Source organism: Eikenella halliae, assembly GCF_001648475.1.
In the GTDB taxonomy this organism is placed as follows: domain Bacteria; phylum Pseudomonadota; class Gammaproteobacteria; order Burkholderiales; family Neisseriaceae; genus Eikenella; species Eikenella halliae.
The window spans coordinates 1-16595 of record NZ_LXSQ01000007.1 but is presented as its reverse complement, the minus strand read 5'-3'; the positions used below and the strand labels follow the sequence as shown (position 1 = coordinate 16595).

The window sequence follows — 16595 nt, the reverse complement described above, 5'->3', positions numbered from 1 at the left end:
GGACTAAGTTATGAATATAAACAAAGATATTTTTCTTGCAAAAGACGGCCACCCAAGCCTAAAACAGTTTTATTTTATTGGAGCGCCATTTGAAAAAGCATTAGAGTTTTATTTGAAAAGACGTATAGATTTAAGCGATTTTTATCAGAACTTAAGACCAAAGTTATCGTATCTTAATGAGGAATATTCCCTTAGTCAGAAATTAGATTTATTGAGCCCACTTGAGATTACTGGATCCTCTAAATATTTACTATTAGAAACTAAGTCTAATTGGTCATTGCTAATAGGTAACAATAAGGAAGGTACAGACTTTTCCTGTGTAGAATACGAAGCAATGTTATGGAAAGTGAAAGCCTTAACTATATATTTGAAACCATATTTTAAGAAAGATGAATTTGGTATAGTTTCATTTTGCTTGTATGACGGAAGTAAGCCGATTTCTCGTCACGAGTGCGAAGCTAGAATCATACAACTTTATAAAGAAACTAGCCGCATTGAATTTTCCGAATATGGTACGCCATTGCCTTTTGAGCAAACAGAAAAATACAACGAAAGATTGAAAAAAAACCGGCTTACGGTAGAAATGGTAGAGGAATACTGCAAACATCTAGGTATTGCATTGTTCGATTTGGACTTCTATCAATCTAAAGCCGCCTTGATTGAAATATTGAGGAATAAATAGTTTATTATTTATAGATATTGATGTTTATTTTTCTGTTTCATACAACTATTGATATGGTGAGTACAGTATAGAAATAGAAGAGGCTACCTGAAAGATTTTCAGGTAGCCCCCCTTTCTTTCCCCCTCCCTCTACCACCTCCTCCCCTCCCCAATTACTCCTGTCTCCCGCAACCACGCCATCTGCCTCGCCTTCACCGGGTCTTTCGCTCATACCTTTCTCTTTCTCCCACTCCCGTCTTTAATCGGAATCTGCCCCGTCGTCAGGCAGCGTAGTCTTTTGGCGTAGTGCTGTTTCGCCGTCAGATGGTCGGGTTGCTCTTTGGCCAAGTAATAGGCCGATTGCCTCAGCTTCCAAATCATCTCGGCATCCCGATAGTCGATCACTTTGCCCAGCGCATTGCGGTTAGGATGAATCGGCTGCTCTAGTGTATTGCCATGCAGCATACCTTCCAATTCATAGCGTTCCGCATCCCAAATCCGGTTGTCCAGATTGCTGCTGTAGGCTCTGCCCCGGCCTTGGGTGATGGTGTGGCGCCAATAATCGCAGATAAAAGCAGCATAGCCGTAATCGTCACACACATACTGGCCGTCGAAGAAGAAATACGCATGGTAGTGCCAGCTGCTGAGCGGGGTGAACTCCAGCTTGGCGAGGTAGGAAACATAGTGTTCAAACCGCCGGTTGTAGCGCAGGTTGTTGCGCAAACGGGTAAACAGCAGTTTCAGCTCCTCATAACCGTATGCCGACACATAGTCCTGCATGATTTCCAAGTCCACCCGTATCGGCAGCACCTTGGCATAGTTGGCAAACAGGATGTCGAGAAACGAATTGATGGTGGTGAGATTGTCGCGGTTGAAGCAGTAGGGCTGGGTGAAGAAGCAATTATTGGCAGTATTGGGTTGCCTGGCAGACAACAATACACCTGCAGACCAAGCACCTGAAAAACATTTGCAACCTCTTGCCATAACAGAATAGTTGGGGTAATCTTCACACACCGTGTAGAGTTTATTTACGGTATTCTCAAAAATTTCAATCTGCTTGTTCCTTGGGGGCAAGTGTCAATCTGAACTTACAGAAACATCGTTTTCAGGTAGCCTTTTAGCGGGTGGAGGCTACCTGAAAAAGGATAGGGCTGTTTGCAAATGATGATTGGAAGATTGATGATTAATAAATTTGTTTGTTTCCTAGCTGCCCTGTTTATAACGGTTGTGCTGATGTATATAGCCAGTCTCCTTTTGGGAGAGTGGCTATATGTCTTAGTGTTCTTGCTTTTCCTTGGTCCGGACGGGTTTTTTTGGGGAGTTGCTATCCTGATTGTGGTTGGGGGTTTTATATTTGCTTGTGTGTTTGGCCTGCTGGGCGGCTGGAGAAAAACGCAGAATCAAAGACGGGAAGCGATCATGTGCCAACAACGCCGAACCGATATACAGTCTTCCGAGCCGCCCACCACCAACCTTTATGATTTCCAGCTGCTAGGTAGCTCCTATTCCATGCTGCAATGTCTGGACTACACGCCCTACCAACACATCTGCCGAAACATCGAACAGCTGTTGCGCCAAAAAATGGCCGACAGCCGTTTGCTCAACATTGTCGCCACTTCCATGCCGCAATGGCAAACCGTGGAGATTCGGGAGGAAGAAAATGGCCAAACTGTCGTCATCAGCCGCACCGGTATGGCGTTTGAATTTGTGCTGCATGTGTCCGGCAACGGCCAAACCCACAAGCTCACTGGCGTATACACCTGGGCGGGCAGCCGCCTAAACCGCCCGCCTGCCGAGCAGCGACAGCGAATCTGGCTTGATCTCAACGGCACGTTGGCCGATTTCGGCGGCAGCCGGATGACCGAGCGGCTGAAGGCAGCGAATTAAATGCTTGGCCGTTTCCCATTATTGTTAACTGCGCGGAAACATCGTTTTAGATGTAGGTTGGGTCATGACCCAACACAAAACCGTCAGATCATCTGTGGGTGTTGGGTTTGTCAACCCAATCTACTTTTACTTCAGCCGTGCCAAAACATCGTTTACCTGCATTGCGGCGCACGCTTTCAGGTAGCCCGGTCTGCCGAATACAGGCTACCTGAAACCACAACTACCTAATTCAAAATAATGAAAGATAACTTCCAACTCCTCGACGAAACCCGGCATATGTTGCAATGGCTTGCCGATGAACCCTATGCGGAAATCCGCCGCAGCATCGAAAGCATTTTGCGCGAACAAGTGGCCGACGGCCGCCTGCTCGATTTTGCCGTTACCTCCCCGCCCGATTGGCTTACCGTCGGCACCCGCTCCGAAAGCAATCCCGAAGCCGTAACCATAAACCGCACCGCCGTGGCCTTTGAATTTTGCCTGCACGTGTCCGGCGGCGGCCGCACCCACGAACTCCAAGGAGTGTATAGCTGGGCGGCCTGGCATCTGGACGGCAGCGGCGAACCTAACCAGCAAGTCTGGTTCGATATAGGCGGCACGCTGGCCGAATTCGGCAAAGACGGCGCACTGCTTGAGCGGCTGAGCCAAGGGGCAGCGGCATGAGCCGGGCGGATAATCGGGTTTGGGTGTTTCAAGGCAGCGGCAGCCGGAATGTGTCGGCCTGCTTCTCCGGTAAAGAAAACGCAGAGCGCTGGATTCGGCAACACGCCCTCAGCGGCCTGCTCACCGCCTATCCGATTGACCAGCCGGTGTATGATTGGGCGGTGCAAAGCCAAATCATCCGCCCCACCAAAGACGAGCACCAAACTGCCCAATTCATCCAAAATTTCAGCAGCGCCCATTTGGAGCACTACCACTACGAAGCGGGCAAATCAGCCTAAAGGCTACCTGGAAACAATAGGCGGGATTAAACCCGCTGCCTTCCCGTTATGGGGGAGGGCGGTGTGAATTAGGCAGGCCGGGCAGTGTTGCCACGCTATTTGTTCGGCCTCGTGCCAGCATGCCAAAACTGAAGGCTACCTGAAAATCGAGAAAAGAAGCGCCAACCGGTTTTGCTGTATCCAGGCTGGCTTTGCCGTTATCCGATTTTCAGGTAGCCTTCGCAGTTTGATGAGAAAAGGAGTTTCCCATGAGCAATATCCGCCCTTATTTGTCTGCCGTGCCGCAGGTGCATGGCAGTTGTTACCTTGATCCGCTGTGTTTGGTGGCGGGGGATGTGGTGCTGGCAGAGGAGGTGTCGGTGTGGCCGTTTGCCGTGTTGCGCGGGGATGTAAACAGCATCCGCGTGGGAAAACGCAGCAATATTCAAGATCATGTGATGCTGCATGTGAGCCACAAAACAGACGGCAAGCCGGAAGGTTCGCCGCTGCTTATCGGCGAGGATTGCACCATCGGCCACCATGCCACGCTGCACGGCTGCACCGTGGGCAACCGCGTGTTGGTGGGGATGGGCAGCATCGTGCTGGATGATGCGGTGGTTGAAGATGATGTGATGATTGGGGCGGGCAGCCTGGTGCCGCCGCGCAAACGGCTGGAGGGCGGCTATCTGTATGTGGGCTCGCCGGTGAGGCAGGTGCGGCGGCTCACGGCGGAGGAGCTGGCGTTTCTGCCTTATTCGGCGGCGCATTATGTGCGGGTGGCGGAAGGGCATAGGGCGGCGCTGGAGGGTTGATTCTTATAACGGGCTAACGGCACGGCATTTTCAGGTAGCCTCTCCGGCCGGCTACCTGAAAACGCCATGCTCATGAAATCCAGGCCGCTCCTGCCAAGCGGCAAAGACCAAAATAGCGACAGGGTGGGCTTCACTTGCCGTTATTGGATTTATGGCGATAAATTCTATTTTTTAGAAATAAATGGTGAAAGTCACTTTTGCTGGCTGGTAATCGTAGCTGATGAATAGTTTTTCACTGTTGTGCTGTTTGGCGGGGAAATGGCGGAAATCCTTGCTGCAACGGGTTTGCAAACGATAGAATCCCCACCCGTTAAGGCATCTCGCCCTATTTTCAATCGAGTTTTTACTGTGGATACCCCGATTTACAACTTCTCCGCCGGCCCGGCCGTGCTGCCCGAATCCGTATTGCGCACCGCGCAAAGCGAAATGTTCGACTACAACGGCACGGGCTTTTCCGTGATGACCATGAGCCACCGCTCCGACGTGTTCATGAGCATCCTCTATCATGCCGAGCAGGATTTGCGCCAGCTCTTGCATATTCCAGATAACTATAAGGTTTTGTTTTTGCAAGGTGGCGCCAGCGCGCAGTTCAACATGACCGTGATGAACCTGAGCAACGGCTTCAAGCGTGTCGATTCTGTGGTGAGCGGCAACTGGAGCCGCATCGCCCATCAGGAAATGGGCAAATTGTCGGATGTTGATATTCATCTGGCCGCGCACGGCGGCGAAATGTTCGACTACACCGACCTGCCGCCGGTTGCGTCTTGGGATATCGACCCGAGCTCCGCCTTCGTGCATTTCGTGATCAACGAAACCGTGCACGGCCTGCAATACCGTGAAGTGCCCAAACTGGGCGCAGATATGCCGCCCTTGGTGTGCGATATGTCGAGCGAGATTCTTTCCCGCCGCGTCAATGTGGCCGACTTCGGCGTGATTTATGCCGGCGCGCAGAAAAACATCGGCCCTTCCGGCACCACCATCGTCATCATCCGTGAAGACCTGCTCGATCGCTGCTCCAGCCGCGTGCCCGATGTGTGGAACTACCGTTCGCACATCAACCGCCAAGGTATGTATAACACCCCCGCCACTTATCCCATTTATATTTCCGGCCTCGTATTCCGCTGGCTGCAGTCGCAAGGCGGTGTGGAACACATGGAAACCATCAACACCCTCAAAGCCAAAACCCTGTATGCCGCCATCGACAACAGCGGCGGCTTCTACCGCAACCGCGTCGCTCCCGCCGCCCGTTCCAGAATGAACGTGATCTTCACCACCGGCAACCAAGAATTGGATGAACTCTTCGCCCAAGAATCCACCACGCGCGGCCTGCGCCTGTTGCGCGGTTACAAGAGCATGGGCGGCATGAGGGCCAGCATCTACAACGCCATGCCGCTGCAGGGCGTGGAGGCACTGATTGAATTTATGCGCGAATTTCAGAAACGCTACGGCTAAGCCGTGCTTAAAAATTAAGCGTATAATGAGGCTATCTGATAATTATTTTCAGGTAGCCTCTGTTTTTTGCTTTGCGGAAGCCCCGTTTGAGCTTGGCAGAAATGCTTTCAGGTAGCCTCTGATTGGGTTTGTTTCCGGGTTTCAGACAAAATATAGTGAATTAACAAAAACCAGTACAGCGTTGGCTCGCCTTGCCGTAACGTGTGTACTGTCTGCGGCTCGCCGCCTTGCTCTGATTTTGGTTAATTCACTATGATTTACAGGAGAACGCCATGATTAAAATCGAAAACGCCGTCAGCGAAACCTTGCTGATTCCGCTCTACATGAAATACCTCTCTTCCCAAGAGGCAAACCCCATCCTTACCGATCCCGCCGCCTGCCGCCTGGTGCCGCAGATCGACTATGATTTTGCCAAGTTTAACCGCGCCAAGCCCTCCCGCATCGGCACAGCCATCCGCGCCCGCTATTTCGACCGGCTCACCGCCGATTTCATCCGCCGCCAAAGCCGCCCGGTGGTTGTGATTCTCGGCTGCGGGCTCGACAGCCGCCGCGAACGCATCGGCAGCGAAGCAGACGGTGTGCCGTTTTATCAGCTGGATTTGGAAGACGTGATTCAATGGCGGCGCGCCATCCTGCCGCCGCAAAGCAACGAAACCCTGATTGCCGCTTCCGCCTTCGACACCGGATGGATGGACGATTTGCACGCCCGCCACCCCGATGCGCAATTCCTGTTTGTGATTGAAGGCGTGCTGATGTATTTCTCCAATGAAATGGTGCGCGGCCTGTTCCAAAACCTGGCCGCCCGTTTTCACGGCAGTGAAATCGCCTTCGATATGTGCAACAGCTGGACAGTCAAAAATTCCGCCCGCCACGATGCCGTGAAGCACGTTAGCGCCCGTTTTGAATCCTTTTGCGACAACGAACGCGAGCCGGAGCAATGGGCAGACAATCTGCGCTTTATTTCCAACCGCTACATCGTGGGCGATTTCCCGGCCGAGTGGAAACGCATCGGCTTTGTTTCCAGCCTGATTATGCGCCTAGTGCGCGTTATCCGCGAAAGCAGCCGTATGCTGCATTATCGGATTGATTAGGTGCGGTTTGTTCTGCAAATCAAGGCTGGTCGGTTCGGATTCCGGCAGCCACACCTAATCAGTTGGGCGAATCTTCGAGGGCAGCGCATTCAACTTCCGCTAGCGCAAAATGGCGGGTCAGTGCTGCGGCATTTTTATGTTAATCACGATGCGCTTTACTTCTTCAGGCGCAATATTTCGCGCAGGGTACCGTCGTGCAGCCAAATCATGGCGCATAGGCCATACAGGCAGGTAGAGGCGGGGGCATTGCCGCTGCGCATCATTTCGAGTGCTACCGGATCGCGCCACGACCAATACAGCCAGTAGATGCCGTCAACGGAAAACCACATGCCAAACAGCGCCAGCGGCAAGTATTTCCACTGCCGCCGCGCCAGTGTGCGCGAGGTAATGGGGGCGAAAAGATAAGTGCTGAAGGCCATCAGGAAACTGATGGGAATATCCCAGTCGGGTGCGGGCTGGAGGTAGGAACCGGCAATCAGGATAGCGATGCCGCAGGCAAGCGAAAACAGCTTCCAAGGGCGGAGGTAGTCGTGAAGGGAAACGAGCGGCATTTTCAGGTAGCCTTTCTTGAATGGGTTGGCGGTGATGGATTATAGGTGGTTTCTCATGCGGCAAAGGCTACCTGAAAAACGGTTAGAAGGGGATTTTATAGCAGTTCTAATCGCGTTCGAAATAAGGAAGCCTCCTATACCGGAAGCAGCGTTTGGTTTGCCTGCGAACGAAGCCGAACCGGAGGGTAATTTAGCTATGCCGAAGCCGGGCGGCTTTGCCGGAAAACGAGGCTACCTGAAAATTGTCTGCCCCTCATCCGCCGATGAAGCATAAATGAAGCACATCAAGTTTGACTTGGATTAAGGGGAAGCTTGATTGGCTGGGTTTCCCGCCAAAAGGAACATGGGGCATGCTATCCTTCATAATGAATGCTAATTTGTAACGTCGTTTTATTTATTTATGTCAAATAGGAGGTTATTATGGCTTCAGCAATAGAACGCCCGGCTGCCTGGGCAGGCTTTGTCGGCGGTGATTGGGAAACCGGCATCGACGTGCGCGATTTCATCCAGAAAAACTACACGCCTTATGAAGGCGACGGCAGCTTCTTGGCGCCGGCCACCGAAGCCACCACCAAGCTGTGGGCGGAAGTGATGGAAGGCATCAAGGTGGAGAATAAAACCCACGCGCCGTATAAGATTGATGCGCAAGTGGTTTCCGGCATCACCAGCCACGGGCCAGGCTATATCGACAAAGATTTGGAAACCATCGTCGGCCTGCAAACCGACGAGCCGCTGAAACGCTCCATCATGCCCTTCGGCGGCCTGAAAATGGTGAAAGATTCCTGCCGAATCTACGGTGTGGAACTGAATCCCGAAGTGGAAGAAATCTTCACCAAATACCGCAAAACCCACAACCAAGGTGTGTTTGATGTGTATACGCCCGACATCCGCCGCTGCCGGAAATCGGGCGTTTTAACTGGTTTGCCCGATGCCTACGGCCGCGGCCGCATCATCGGCGACTACCGCCGTGTGGCGCTTTACGGTATCGACCGCCTGATGGAAGACAAAACCGAGCAGTATCATTCTTTACAAGCCGATTTGGAATCTGGCCAAAACTTGGAAAGCGTTATCCGCCTGCGCGAAGAAATCAACGAGCAGCACATTGCGTTGAAACAGATGAAGGAAATGGCCGCCTCCTACGGCTTCGACATTTCCGGCCCGGCCAAAAACGCGCAAGAAGCCATCCAATGGACTTACTTTGCCTACCTCGCCGCCGTGAAATCGCAAAACGGCGCCGCCATGAGCTTCGGCCGCGTGTCTTCCTTCTTGGATATCTACATTGAGCGCGACCTGAAAAACGGCGTGATTACCGAAAGCCAGGCACAGGAATTCATCGACCATTTGGTGATGAAACTGCGTATGGTTCGTTTCCTGCGCACGCCCGAATACGACCAACTCTTCTCCGGCGACCCGATTTGGGCCACCGAATCCATCGGCGGCATGGGTTTGGACGGCCGCACGCTGGTCACCCGTACCAACTTCCGCGTGCTGCACACCCTGTACAACATGGGTCCGTCTCCCGAACCGAACATCACCGTGTTGTGGTCTGAACAACTACCACAAGGCTTCAAAGAGTTCTGCGCCAAAGTCTCCATCGACACTTCGTCTATCCAATACGAAAACGACGACCTGATGCGCCCCGACTTCAACAGCGACGACTACGCCATCGCCTGCTGCGTGAGTCCGATGGTAATCGGCAAACAGATGCAGTTCTTCGGTGCGCGCGCCAACCTGGCCAAAACCCTGTTGTACGCCATCAACGGCGGCGTGGACGAAAAATCCAAAGACCAAGTCGGCCCCAAAACCGAGCCGATTAAAGACGAAGTATTGGACTACGATACCGTAATGACCCGCATGGACAGCTTCATGGACTGGCTGGCCACCCAATACGTTACCGCGCTGAACGTCATCCACTACATGCACGACAAATACAGCTACGAAGCCGCCCTGATGGCGCTGCACGACCGTGATGTGAAACGCACCATGGCCTGCGGCATCGCCGGGTTGTCCGTGGCCGCCGACTCGCTATCCGCCATCAAATACGCCAAAGTCAAACCGATCCGCGACGAAAACGGCATTGCCGTCGACTTTGAAATCGAAGGCGAATACCCGCAGTTCGGCAACAACGACGACCGCGTGGACAGCATCGCCTGCGATTTGGTGGAACGCTTCATGAAAAAAGTGGCCACCCATCCGACCTACCGCAACGCCGTGCCCACCCAGTCCGTGCTCACCATCACGTCCAACGTCGTGTACGGCAAGAAAACCGGCAACACGCCCGACGGCCGCCGCGCAGGCGCACCGTTCGGCCCGGGTGCCAACCCCATGCACGGCCGTGATGTGAGCGGTGCGGTGGCTTCGCTGACTTCTGTAGCCAAACTGCCGTTTGAGTTTGCCAAAGACGGCATTTCCTACACCTTCTCCATCATCCCCGGCGCGCTGGGCAAAGACGAAAACTCCCGCGAACGCAACCTGGCCGGCATGATGGACGGCTACTTCCACCACGAAGCCGGTGTGGAAGGCGGCCAGCACCTCAACGTGAACGTGCTCAACCGCGAAATGCTGATCGATGCCATGGACCACCCGGAAAAATACCCGCAGCTCACCATCCGCGTGTCCGGTTACGCCGTGCGCTTCAACTCGCTCACCAAAGAGCAGCAGCAAGACGTGATCACCCGCACCTTCACCAGCCGGATGTAATCATGCCCAGCTAGCTGGAATCAGTGCCGGAATCCCTTCCGGCACTTTTGTTTATCCCGGTTTTCAGGTAGCCTAACCCCCGTGCCCGGGCTACCTGAAAACGGATAGCCAAAGCAGGGCAGGGCAGGCTTTCAGCCCGCTACTTATAGTGGATTAACAAAAATCAGGACAAGGCGACGAGCCGCAGACAGTACAGATAGTACGGCAAGGCGAGGCAACGCTGTACTGGTTTTTGTTAATTCACTATAAACGCCCCAAGCCATAAAGGCTACCTGAAAACAACACACGCCAACCGCCATGCCAGACACCATCCCCATCCGCCCCGATAGCCAGCCGAAAAAACAGCCCGACACCCGTGCCCGCCCCTACGAAGGCATCGGCTACGTCCACTCCGTAGAAACCGGCGGCGCTGTAGACGGCCCCGGCCTGCGCTTCGTCCTCTTCATGCAGGGCTGCCTCATGCGCTGCCTCTACTGCCACAACCGCGACACCTGGGACAGGCACAGCGAAAAAGAGCTGCACTTCACCGTGCCCCAGCTCATGCAGCAAGTCCTCTCCTACAAACACTACTTCCGCGCCACCGGCGGCGGCGTAACCGCCAGCGGCGGCGAGCCCCTGCTGCAATACCAATTCATCCGCGACTGGTTCGCCGCCTGCCGCGAACACGGCATCCACACCTGCCTCGACACCAACGGCTACGCCCTGCACTACGACGCCACCCTCGAAAGCCTGCTCGACAACACCAGCCTCGTCATGCTCGATTTAAAGCAAATCGACCCCGAAATCCACAAAACCCTCGTCGGCATCCCCAATACCAAAACCCTGCAATTCGCCCGCCACCTCGCCGCCCGAGGCCAGCCCACCCGCATCCGCTACGTCGTCGTGCCCGGCTACACCGACGACGACCGCTCCGCCAACCTGCTCGGCCAATTCATCGCCGACATGCCCAACGCCGACACCGTGGAAATCCTCCCCTACCACGAACTCGGCGCCCACAAATGGGCACTGTGCGGCGACGAATACAAGCTCAAAGGCGTGCATGCCCCGCCCAAAGAAACCATCCTGCGGATAAAGGAAATCATCGAAAGCTACGGCAAGCAAACCATCGTATAAGCCGCAGCGGAAAGCAAACAGAGGCTACCTGAAAACCCCCAAACATTTTCAGGTAGCCTTTCCCTATCCGGGCTACCTGAAAGTCAGTCAATCCATAAACGAATTAAATTAAATTTGACAATTCGAAAAAAAAAAACAATATACTGCCCGCAGTTTTTCCCACCCAACTACGGAGTATGCAATGAAACACAGAATGTTACCGCTTGTTATGCTGACCCTAACCCTGGCCGCCTGCGGCGGCGGAAGTGGCGGCAAACTGCCCGAAAGCTGCGTGCGCGCCATGGAGGCCTACGCCCCGCTGGCCGACAACCCCGATTTCAGCGACTATCCCATGCGTATTTGGCTGCAAGATGCCAACGGCAACGTTAAATCGGCCACCGAAGCGTGGAACAAGAAAGTAGAAGCCGACTACGAGGCCATCGAAAAAATGATGGGCGGCAAAAGTGCCGAATTGGAAATAGAACGCCAAGCCCAACAATGCAGCCGCTGGCTGGAGAGGCTCGAACAATACAAAAACCAAGCTGCACCCAAATAAAGCAGGCGTTACGGTAAAAAGGCTACCTGAAAATCCCCAAAGCATTTTCAGGTAGCCTTTCCCATATAAAAACTGCCTGCATAGTGTTTGCAGGCAGTTTGGCGCGAAATGGGCAGAGCCGGCTTATTTGGCGGCGGCGGTGCCGAAGTATTGCTGGTGGATGCGGTCGTATTCGCCGCTGGCTTTAACGGCGGCCAAGGCTTTGTTGAGGGTGTCGCGCAGTTCGGTGTCGTCTTGGCGCAGGGCGATGCCGTAGTGTTCGGCTTCGAAATCGGGCACTTTAATCATGGTAAAGCCTTTGTCGCCGTTGTGTTTGATGAATTCCATCACCACGGAGCTGTCGCTCACGGCTGCGTCCACACCGCCGTTTTGCAACTCTTTCAGCAAAAGCGGCAGGGTTTCGAAGCGGGTTACTTTGGGGTTGGTGGCGCCCAAGAGTTTGGAGGCGGCCAAATCGCCGGTGTTGCCGGTTACCACGCCCACGCGGTTGAGGTTTTTCAAATCTTCTACGGAGGCTACCTGTTTGCCTTGAGGCACGGCCACTACTTGGGTGATTTCAAAGTAGGGGTCGGTGAAGAGCATGCTCTGTTGGCGCTCGGGGGTGATGGTTACGGCGGCCACCACTACGTCAGCATCGCCGTTGCGCAGGCTGTTGAAGAGGCTGTCCCAAGATTGGTCTTTAAATTCAACTCGGTAGCCGGCTTCTTTTGCCATGGCGTTGATGAGGTCGATATCGAAGCCGCTGAGGCTGCCGTCGGGGTTTTTGGATTCAAAGGGGGCGAATTCGGCATTGGTGGCCACGCGCAATACTTTTTCGCTGCCGGGGGCGGAGGCGCCGGAAGCATTGGCGTTGGCAGGCTGTGAGGCTTGCTGATTGCCGCCGGAATTGCCGCAGCCGCTGAGGGCGATGGCGGAACAGGCCAAGGCGGTGGCCAGCCATTTTTTCATGTTCATTGTTTGGTTCTCCTAGATTGGTTTGGATATTAATCAATGATTGCGCCGTGCGCATCATTCGGGAAACACATCATACAACCATATGCGGAAATTCTAAAGGGTTATTGCCGAATATAGCCCAAGCACTTCATTCCTGCCGGGAAAGCGGCCATGCTTTGCCGCCTGGATTCAGGCTAATTACAAATCTCATGATGGGAAGAAACCATTGCTTTAGCTATATGGCAGGCTACCTGAAAACATCGGCGGCTGCGAAACCCAAATACCGTTTTATTGTTCAGCCTGCATCGGAGGTGGCCCGCTTCGGTGCGGCAAACAGGCTCAAGCTGCACAGTATGGGCGAAACTCCACTATAATAGCGGCTGTTATCATCTTAATCGGTGCACTTTAAAACCATGCCGTATTCGTCTGCCCCCGAACAGCCCGATCGCCGCCGCCTGCTCGCCTCGCTGGCTGCCGTTTCCGCCGTTGCCTGCCTGCCTCAAGCCGCCCGCGCCGGGGCGCAGCGCGAGGAAACGCTGTCGGACGATGTCACTTCGGTGATGCGCCATTCGGTGAATAATGTGAACCCGCCGCGCCTGGTGTTTGAAAACCCGTATAACGCGCCGCGCTGGCTCAATGATATGTCGCTTCGGCTGGCGCGTTTCGTGCCCGACCCGCTGGAGCGCCGCCGCCTGCTCATCAACATCCAATACGAAACCACCCGCGCCGGGCTGGATACACAGCTGATTTTGGGGCTGATTACGGTGGAGAGCGCGTTTCGGCAGTATGCCATCAGCAGCGTGGGCGCGCGCGGGCTGATGCAGGTGATGCCGTTTTGGCAGCGCTACATCGGCAAACCGGAGCACAACCTATTCGACATCCGCACCAACCTGCGCTACGGCTGCACCATCCTGCGCCACTACAGCAATCTGGAAAACGGCAATATGGAACGCGCATTGGCGCGCTACAACGGCAGTCTCGGCAGCCGGCGCTATCCCGATGCCGTTATCGGCGCGTGGCAGAGCCGCTGGCAGTGGTCTTGATTGAACAGGCTGCCTGAAAACCAGGATTCCGGCTTTCGGCAGAGCCGAAGAGCCTTTTCTATTTTTCAGGTAGCCCCAGATGCAAAGCAGGCTACCTGAAAACCGATACCGTGTTTCCCAGCCAGCTAACAATAAGGAGCGCACCATGCCGCAAGAACAGAAAATCGAAGTAGTGCAAGCCTTCGAACCGAGCCGGAAGCATATCCGCGCCGGGGATGTGTTTATATACCGAATGTCGAACGGCTTGGATTATTACGGCTTGGTGGCCAAGCATAAATTTGATTTGGGCGGCTTCAAAAACTGCCTGCTGCTCTATTTCTTCGATGCCACCGCCCAGGATGTGGAAATAAACGAGCTATCCGTGCGCAAACACGGCCTGCTGTTCGCTCCCACCTTGGGCGGCAGCGAATGCTGGCGCGAAGGCTATTTTTCCACGCTCCGGCGCGTGGAACTGACCGGTGAAATGGTTTACCCCAACCACTATTTCAAATATCCGCAAGGTATCGCGGATGAGAACGTGAACTTGGTGGATGAGCCCGACCCAAGCATACCGATAGGCTACGCCGCCTACCCCGTGGGCTTAACCCTGCTGGATTATATTGAAGACAGCCTGAATTGATTGGACGGCGCGTCTTTTTCAGGTAGCCGCTGCCGCAAAGCAGGCTACCTGAAAAATATCCGGCTTCTGCCCCGCGCGAAAAGCCCCCGATGGCATGAGGCTTCGGGTATAATCTGCGGCGTTTTTCCCCAACCTTATTTGTTCAAACACTATGTCCCGAGCCCCCCGCACCGCCCTGTTGCCTGCAGAATGGCGCGCCAGCGCATCGCTGTCCGGCGTGTATGCGTTGCGTATGCTGGGCATGTTTCTGGTGTTGCCCGTGTTGGCGCTGTATGCCAAAGAACTGCCGGGCAGCACGCCTGCGATGGGCGGTTTGGCGATTGCGGTGTATGGCCTCACGCAGGCGCTGTTCCAGCTGCCGCTCGGTATGCTTTCCGACAGGTTGGGGCGCAAAAAGGTGATTTACCTCGGCCTGGTGGTGTTTGCGGCGGGCAGTTTTATTGCCGCAGCGGCGGATAGCGTGGCCTGGCTGCTCATCGGCCGGGCGGTTCAGGGCGCCGGTGCGGTGAGCGCGGCAGTGACCGCGCTGCTGGCGGATTTGACGCGCGAGGAAGTGCGCACCCGCGCCATGGCTTCCATCGGCCTCACCATCGGGCTTACCTTTGCCGCCAGCATGGTGGCCTCGCCGCTGCTCACCCGCTATCTGGGCGTGCCCGGCCTGTTTGCGCTCACCGGCGGCCTGTGCGTGCTGGCCTTGGGCGTGGTGGCTTGGGTTACGCCCAATCCGCAGCGGGGGAAGTTCCACGAAGATGCGGAAATGCAGACTTCGCGCATCGGCGAGGTGCTGCACAACAAGCGCTTGATGCAGCTTAATTTCGGTATTTTTGCCCTGCAGGCGGTGATGATGGCGGTGTTTGCCAGCCTGCCGATTGTGATGCGCGGCCTGGGGCTGCCTAAAGAGCAGCATTGGCAGCTTTATCTGCCGGCGGTGCTGCTGGGGTTGCTGCTGATGGTACCGGCGATTGTGGTGGGTGAAACGCGCAATAAGCTCAAGCAGGTGTTTGTGGCCGGTATTGCGCTGATTGCGGCGGCTTTATGCGGTATTTATGCCGGCCAGGCTTCGCTTTTGGCCATCGGCATATCGCTGGTGGTGTATTTTGTCGGCTTCAATATTTTGGAGGCCAGCCTGCCGTCTATCGTGTCGAAAGTGGCGCCGACGGATTTGAAAGGCACCGCCATGGGCATGTATAACACGGCGCAATCCATCGGCGTGTTTGTGGGCGGCGCCGCTGGCGGGCGTTTGTTTGAACATTTCGGCTTTATCGGCGTGTTTGCCTTTTCTATGGTGCTCACGCTGGTCTGGCTGCTGATGGCCGCCGCCGCACCCGCACCGGCCGCCGTACGCAATTTGGCGTTGGGCATATCGCCCATTTGGCAGGGTTGCGAAGAGCGGCTCTTGGCCGTATTGCAGCAGTTTGAAGGCGTGGAGGCAGTCAGCCTCAGCGCCGACCGTTCAACCGTTTACATCAAGGCGCGGCAGCAGGGTTTCGATGAAGCCGCCGCCAAACAGATTATTTTAGGAGGAAATCATGTTGAATAAAGTGATACTTATCGGCAACTTGGGGCGCGATCCCGAAGTGCGCTACCTGCCCAGCGGCGATGCGGTGGCCAATTTTTCGATTGCCACCAGCGAAAACTGGAAAGACCGCAACGGCCAGCGCCAAGAGCGCACCGAATGGCACAACATCAGTATGTTCGGCCGCTTGGCAGAAATTGCCGGCCAATATCTGAAAAAAGGCAGCAAAGTATATATCGAAGGCCGCATCCAAAGCCGCAAATACACCGGCAAAGACGGCATCGAGCGTACCGCCTACGATATCGTCGCCAACGAAATGAAAATGCTCGACGGCCGCAACAGCGGCAGCAGCCCCTACGAAGGCGGCGACCAATACGCAGCCGCTCCCAGCAGCCCGCGTCAGCAATCCGCCCAAAACTATAATGAACCGACTTACGCCGCCGAGCCGCCCGCTCCACCTCGCCGCCAAGCCGCTGCACCCGCTCCGGCACCGATTGACGATATCGATGACGATATTCCCTTCTGAGTTACATATAAGAGAAATATGTAAAATATAACTCAAATATATTATATAGAGGCCTTTTAAAACAAGGCTTCTATTTTTTTACATTAATCTTTACAAGTTACATTGAATTCGTTATAGTAAATTAAAAACAAAATAGTACAATATTCAACTTTGAAGGTCTAACCATGGCATACTCTGCGGACTTAAGGAACAAAGCTTTAAACTATTACGAACAATGCAAAAACATCAGCCAAACCGCA

The 16595-nt window shown here is 54.4% G+C and carries 19 protein-coding genes; 15 read left to right on the top strand and 4 right to left on the bottom strand.

The annotated features are described in order from the left end of the window. Positions 1 to 10: 10 nt before the first annotated feature. Positions 11 to 682 (top strand): hypothetical protein, encoded by a 672-nt coding sequence (locus A7Q00_RS02275; protein ID WP_003822115.1) that lies wholly within the window; start codon positions 11 to 13, stop codon positions 680 to 682. A 37-nt stretch (positions 683 to 719) separates the two neighbouring features. Here A7Q00_RS02275 and A7Q00_RS13275 read toward each other — a convergent pair whose 3' ends face one another. Then, positions 720 to 893, bottom strand: coding sequence for a hypothetical protein (locus A7Q00_RS13275; protein WP_155733676.1), 174 nt, complete (start codon positions 891 to 893; stop codon positions 720 to 722). After that, entirely contained in the window at positions 890 to 1594 is a 705-nt protein-coding gene (locus A7Q00_RS02270; protein ID WP_064089035.1) for a YagK/YfjJ domain-containing protein, read from the bottom strand. The genes A7Q00_RS13275 and A7Q00_RS02270 overlap by 4 nt, the downstream gene beginning before the upstream one ends. Positions 1595 to 2080: 486 nt before the next feature. Here A7Q00_RS02270 and A7Q00_RS02265 point away from each other — a divergent pair, with 486 nt between their 5' ends. From A7Q00_RS02265 to A7Q00_RS02240, 6 genes are all read left to right on the top strand, one after another. Then, entirely contained in the window at positions 2081 to 2548 is a 468-nt protein-coding gene (locus A7Q00_RS02265; protein WP_064089034.1) for a hypothetical protein, read from the top strand. Positions 2549 to 2785: 237 nt separating this feature from the next. Then, on the top strand, positions 2786 to 3208 hold the full coding sequence (locus A7Q00_RS02260) for a hypothetical protein (protein WP_064089033.1): 423 nt from the start codon (positions 2786 to 2788) through the stop codon (positions 3206 to 3208). Further along, positions 3205 to 3486 carry a DUF7710 domain-containing protein gene (locus A7Q00_RS02255; protein ID WP_064089032.1) on the top strand — a complete coding sequence of 94 codons (282 nt, stop codon included), beginning with the start codon at positions 3205 to 3207 and terminating at the stop codon, positions 3484 to 3486. The genes A7Q00_RS02260 and A7Q00_RS02255 overlap by 4 nt, the downstream gene beginning before the upstream one ends. Before the next feature lie 248 nt (positions 3487 to 3734). After that, the gene (locus A7Q00_RS02250) at positions 3735 to 4277 is read left to right on the top strand and encodes a gamma carbonic anhydrase family protein (RefSeq protein WP_064089031.1); all 543 of its coding nucleotides are present in this window, start codon (positions 3735 to 3737) and stop codon (positions 4275 to 4277) included. 348 nt (positions 4278 to 4625) lie between these two features. Further along, positions 4626 to 5729: a 3-phosphoserine/phosphohydroxythreonine transaminase gene (gene serC / locus A7Q00_RS02245; RefSeq protein WP_064089030.1), complete on the top strand. Its 1104-nt coding sequence runs from the start codon at positions 4626 to 4628 to the stop codon at positions 5727 to 5729. A 272-nt stretch (positions 5730 to 6001) separates the two neighbouring features. Further along, positions 6002 to 6820: a class I SAM-dependent methyltransferase gene (locus tag A7Q00_RS02240; RefSeq protein ID WP_064089029.1), complete on the top strand. Its 819-nt coding sequence runs from the start codon at positions 6002 to 6004 to the stop codon at positions 6818 to 6820. Between the two features lie 155 nt (positions 6821 to 6975). Here A7Q00_RS02240 and A7Q00_RS02235 read toward each other — a convergent pair whose 3' ends face one another. Then, complete coding sequence (locus A7Q00_RS02235; protein ID WP_064089028.1) at positions 6976 to 7371, bottom strand: hypothetical protein; 396 nt, start codon at positions 7369 to 7371, stop codon at positions 6976 to 6978. A gap of 420 nt (positions 7372 to 7791) precedes the next feature. Between A7Q00_RS02235 and pflB the strand changes: the two genes are divergently transcribed. The 3 genes from pflB (at position 7792) to A7Q00_RS02215 (ending at position 11719) form a co-directional block, all read left to right on the top strand. Further along, positions 7792 to 10071, top strand: a complete 2280-nt coding sequence (gene pflB, locus A7Q00_RS02225; RefSeq protein ID WP_064089026.1) for a formate C-acetyltransferase — start codon at positions 7792 to 7794, stop codon at positions 10069 to 10071. Between the two features lie 297 nt (positions 10072 to 10368). Then, entirely contained in the window at positions 10369 to 11184 is an 816-nt protein-coding gene (gene pflA / locus A7Q00_RS02220; RefSeq protein ID WP_064089025.1) for a pyruvate formate-lyase-activating protein, read from the top strand. Positions 11185 to 11377: 193 nt separating this feature from the next. Then, entirely contained in the window at positions 11378 to 11719 is a 342-nt protein-coding gene (locus tag A7Q00_RS02215) for a hypothetical protein (protein WP_064089024.1), read from the top strand. A gap of 123 nt (positions 11720 to 11842) precedes the next feature. On the opposite strand, the gene A7Q00_RS02210 is transcribed toward A7Q00_RS02215, so the two are convergent. Further along, positions 11843 to 12673 carry a basic amino acid ABC transporter substrate-binding protein gene (locus A7Q00_RS02210; protein WP_064089023.1) on the bottom strand — a complete coding sequence of 277 codons (831 nt, stop codon included), beginning with the start codon at positions 12671 to 12673 and terminating at the stop codon, positions 11843 to 11845. Positions 12674 to 12720: 47 nt separating this feature from the next. Here A7Q00_RS02210 and A7Q00_RS13270 point away from each other — a divergent pair, with 47 nt between their 5' ends. The 5 genes from A7Q00_RS13270 (at position 12721) to A7Q00_RS02190 (ending at position 16356) form a co-directional block, all read left to right on the top strand. Next, a complete protein-coding gene (locus tag A7Q00_RS13270) occupies positions 12721 to 13026 on the top strand; it encodes a hypothetical protein (RefSeq protein WP_156503699.1) in 306 nt (101 codons plus the stop codon). A 39-nt stretch (positions 13027 to 13065) separates the two neighbouring features. After that, the gene (locus A7Q00_RS02205; protein WP_064089022.1) at positions 13066 to 13695 is read left to right on the top strand and encodes a lytic transglycosylase domain-containing protein; all 630 of its coding nucleotides are present in this window, start codon (positions 13066 to 13068) and stop codon (positions 13693 to 13695) included. A gap of 145 nt (positions 13696 to 13840) precedes the next feature. Next, positions 13841 to 14314 (top strand): Imm26 family immunity protein, encoded by a 474-nt coding sequence (locus tag A7Q00_RS02200; RefSeq protein WP_064089021.1) that lies wholly within the window; start codon positions 13841 to 13843, stop codon positions 14312 to 14314. A 151-nt stretch (positions 14315 to 14465) separates the two neighbouring features. Next, positions 14466 to 15854: an MFS transporter gene (locus A7Q00_RS02195; RefSeq protein ID WP_064089020.1), complete on the top strand. Its 1389-nt coding sequence runs from the start codon at positions 14466 to 14468 to the stop codon at positions 15852 to 15854. Next, positions 15841 to 16356 carry a single-stranded DNA-binding protein gene (locus A7Q00_RS02190; protein ID WP_064089019.1) on the top strand — a complete coding sequence of 172 codons (516 nt, stop codon included), beginning with the start codon at positions 15841 to 15843 and terminating at the stop codon, positions 16354 to 16356. Before A7Q00_RS02195 ends, A7Q00_RS02190 begins: the two co-directional genes overlap by 14 nt. Positions 16357 to 16595 lie beyond the last annotated feature (239 nt).

Coding starts and splice junctions, on each gene's coding strand:
- A7Q00_RS02265 (WP_064089034.1), top strand. CDS start 2,081: ATGTGCCAACAACGCCGAACCGATATACAGTCTTCCGAGCCGCCCACC.
- A7Q00_RS13275 (WP_155733676.1), bottom strand. CDS start 893: ATGAGCGAAAGACCCGGTGAAGGCGAGGCAGATGGCGTGGTTGCGGGA.
- A7Q00_RS02205 (WP_064089022.1), top strand. CDS start 13,066: ATGCCGTATTCGTCTGCCCCCGAACAGCCCGATCGCCGCCGCCTGCTC.
- A7Q00_RS02250 (WP_064089031.1), top strand. CDS start 3,735: ATGAGCAATATCCGCCCTTATTTGTCTGCCGTGCCGCAGGTGCATGGC.
- A7Q00_RS02275 (WP_003822115.1), top strand. CDS start 11: ATGAATATAAACAAAGATATTTTTCTTGCAAAAGACGGCCACCCAAGC.
- pflB (WP_064089026.1), top strand. CDS start 7,792: ATGGCTTCAGCAATAGAACGCCCGGCTGCCTGGGCAGGCTTTGTCGGC.
- A7Q00_RS02240 (WP_064089029.1), top strand. CDS start 6,002: ATGATTAAAATCGAAAACGCCGTCAGCGAAACCTTGCTGATTCCGCTC.
- A7Q00_RS02235 (WP_064089028.1), bottom strand. CDS start 7,371: ATGCCGCTCGTTTCCCTTCACGACTACCTCCGCCCTTGGAAGCTGTTT.
- A7Q00_RS02255 (WP_064089032.1), top strand. CDS start 3,205: ATGAGCCGGGCGGATAATCGGGTTTGGGTGTTTCAAGGCAGCGGCAGC.
- pflA (WP_064089025.1), top strand. CDS start 10,369: ATGCCAGACACCATCCCCATCCGCCCCGATAGCCAGCCGAAAAAACAG.
- A7Q00_RS02260 (WP_064089033.1), top strand. CDS start 2,786: ATGAAAGATAACTTCCAACTCCTCGACGAAACCCGGCATATGTTGCAA.
- A7Q00_RS02210 (WP_064089023.1), bottom strand. CDS start 12,673: ATGAACATGAAAAAATGGCTGGCCACCGCCTTGGCCTGTTCCGCCATC.
- A7Q00_RS02215 (WP_064089024.1), top strand. CDS start 11,378: ATGTTACCGCTTGTTATGCTGACCCTAACCCTGGCCGCCTGCGGCGGC.
- A7Q00_RS02195 (WP_064089020.1), top strand. CDS start 14,466: ATGTCCCGAGCCCCCCGCACCGCCCTGTTGCCTGCAGAATGGCGCGCC.
- A7Q00_RS02200 (WP_064089021.1), top strand. CDS start 13,841: ATGCCGCAAGAACAGAAAATCGAAGTAGTGCAAGCCTTCGAACCGAGC.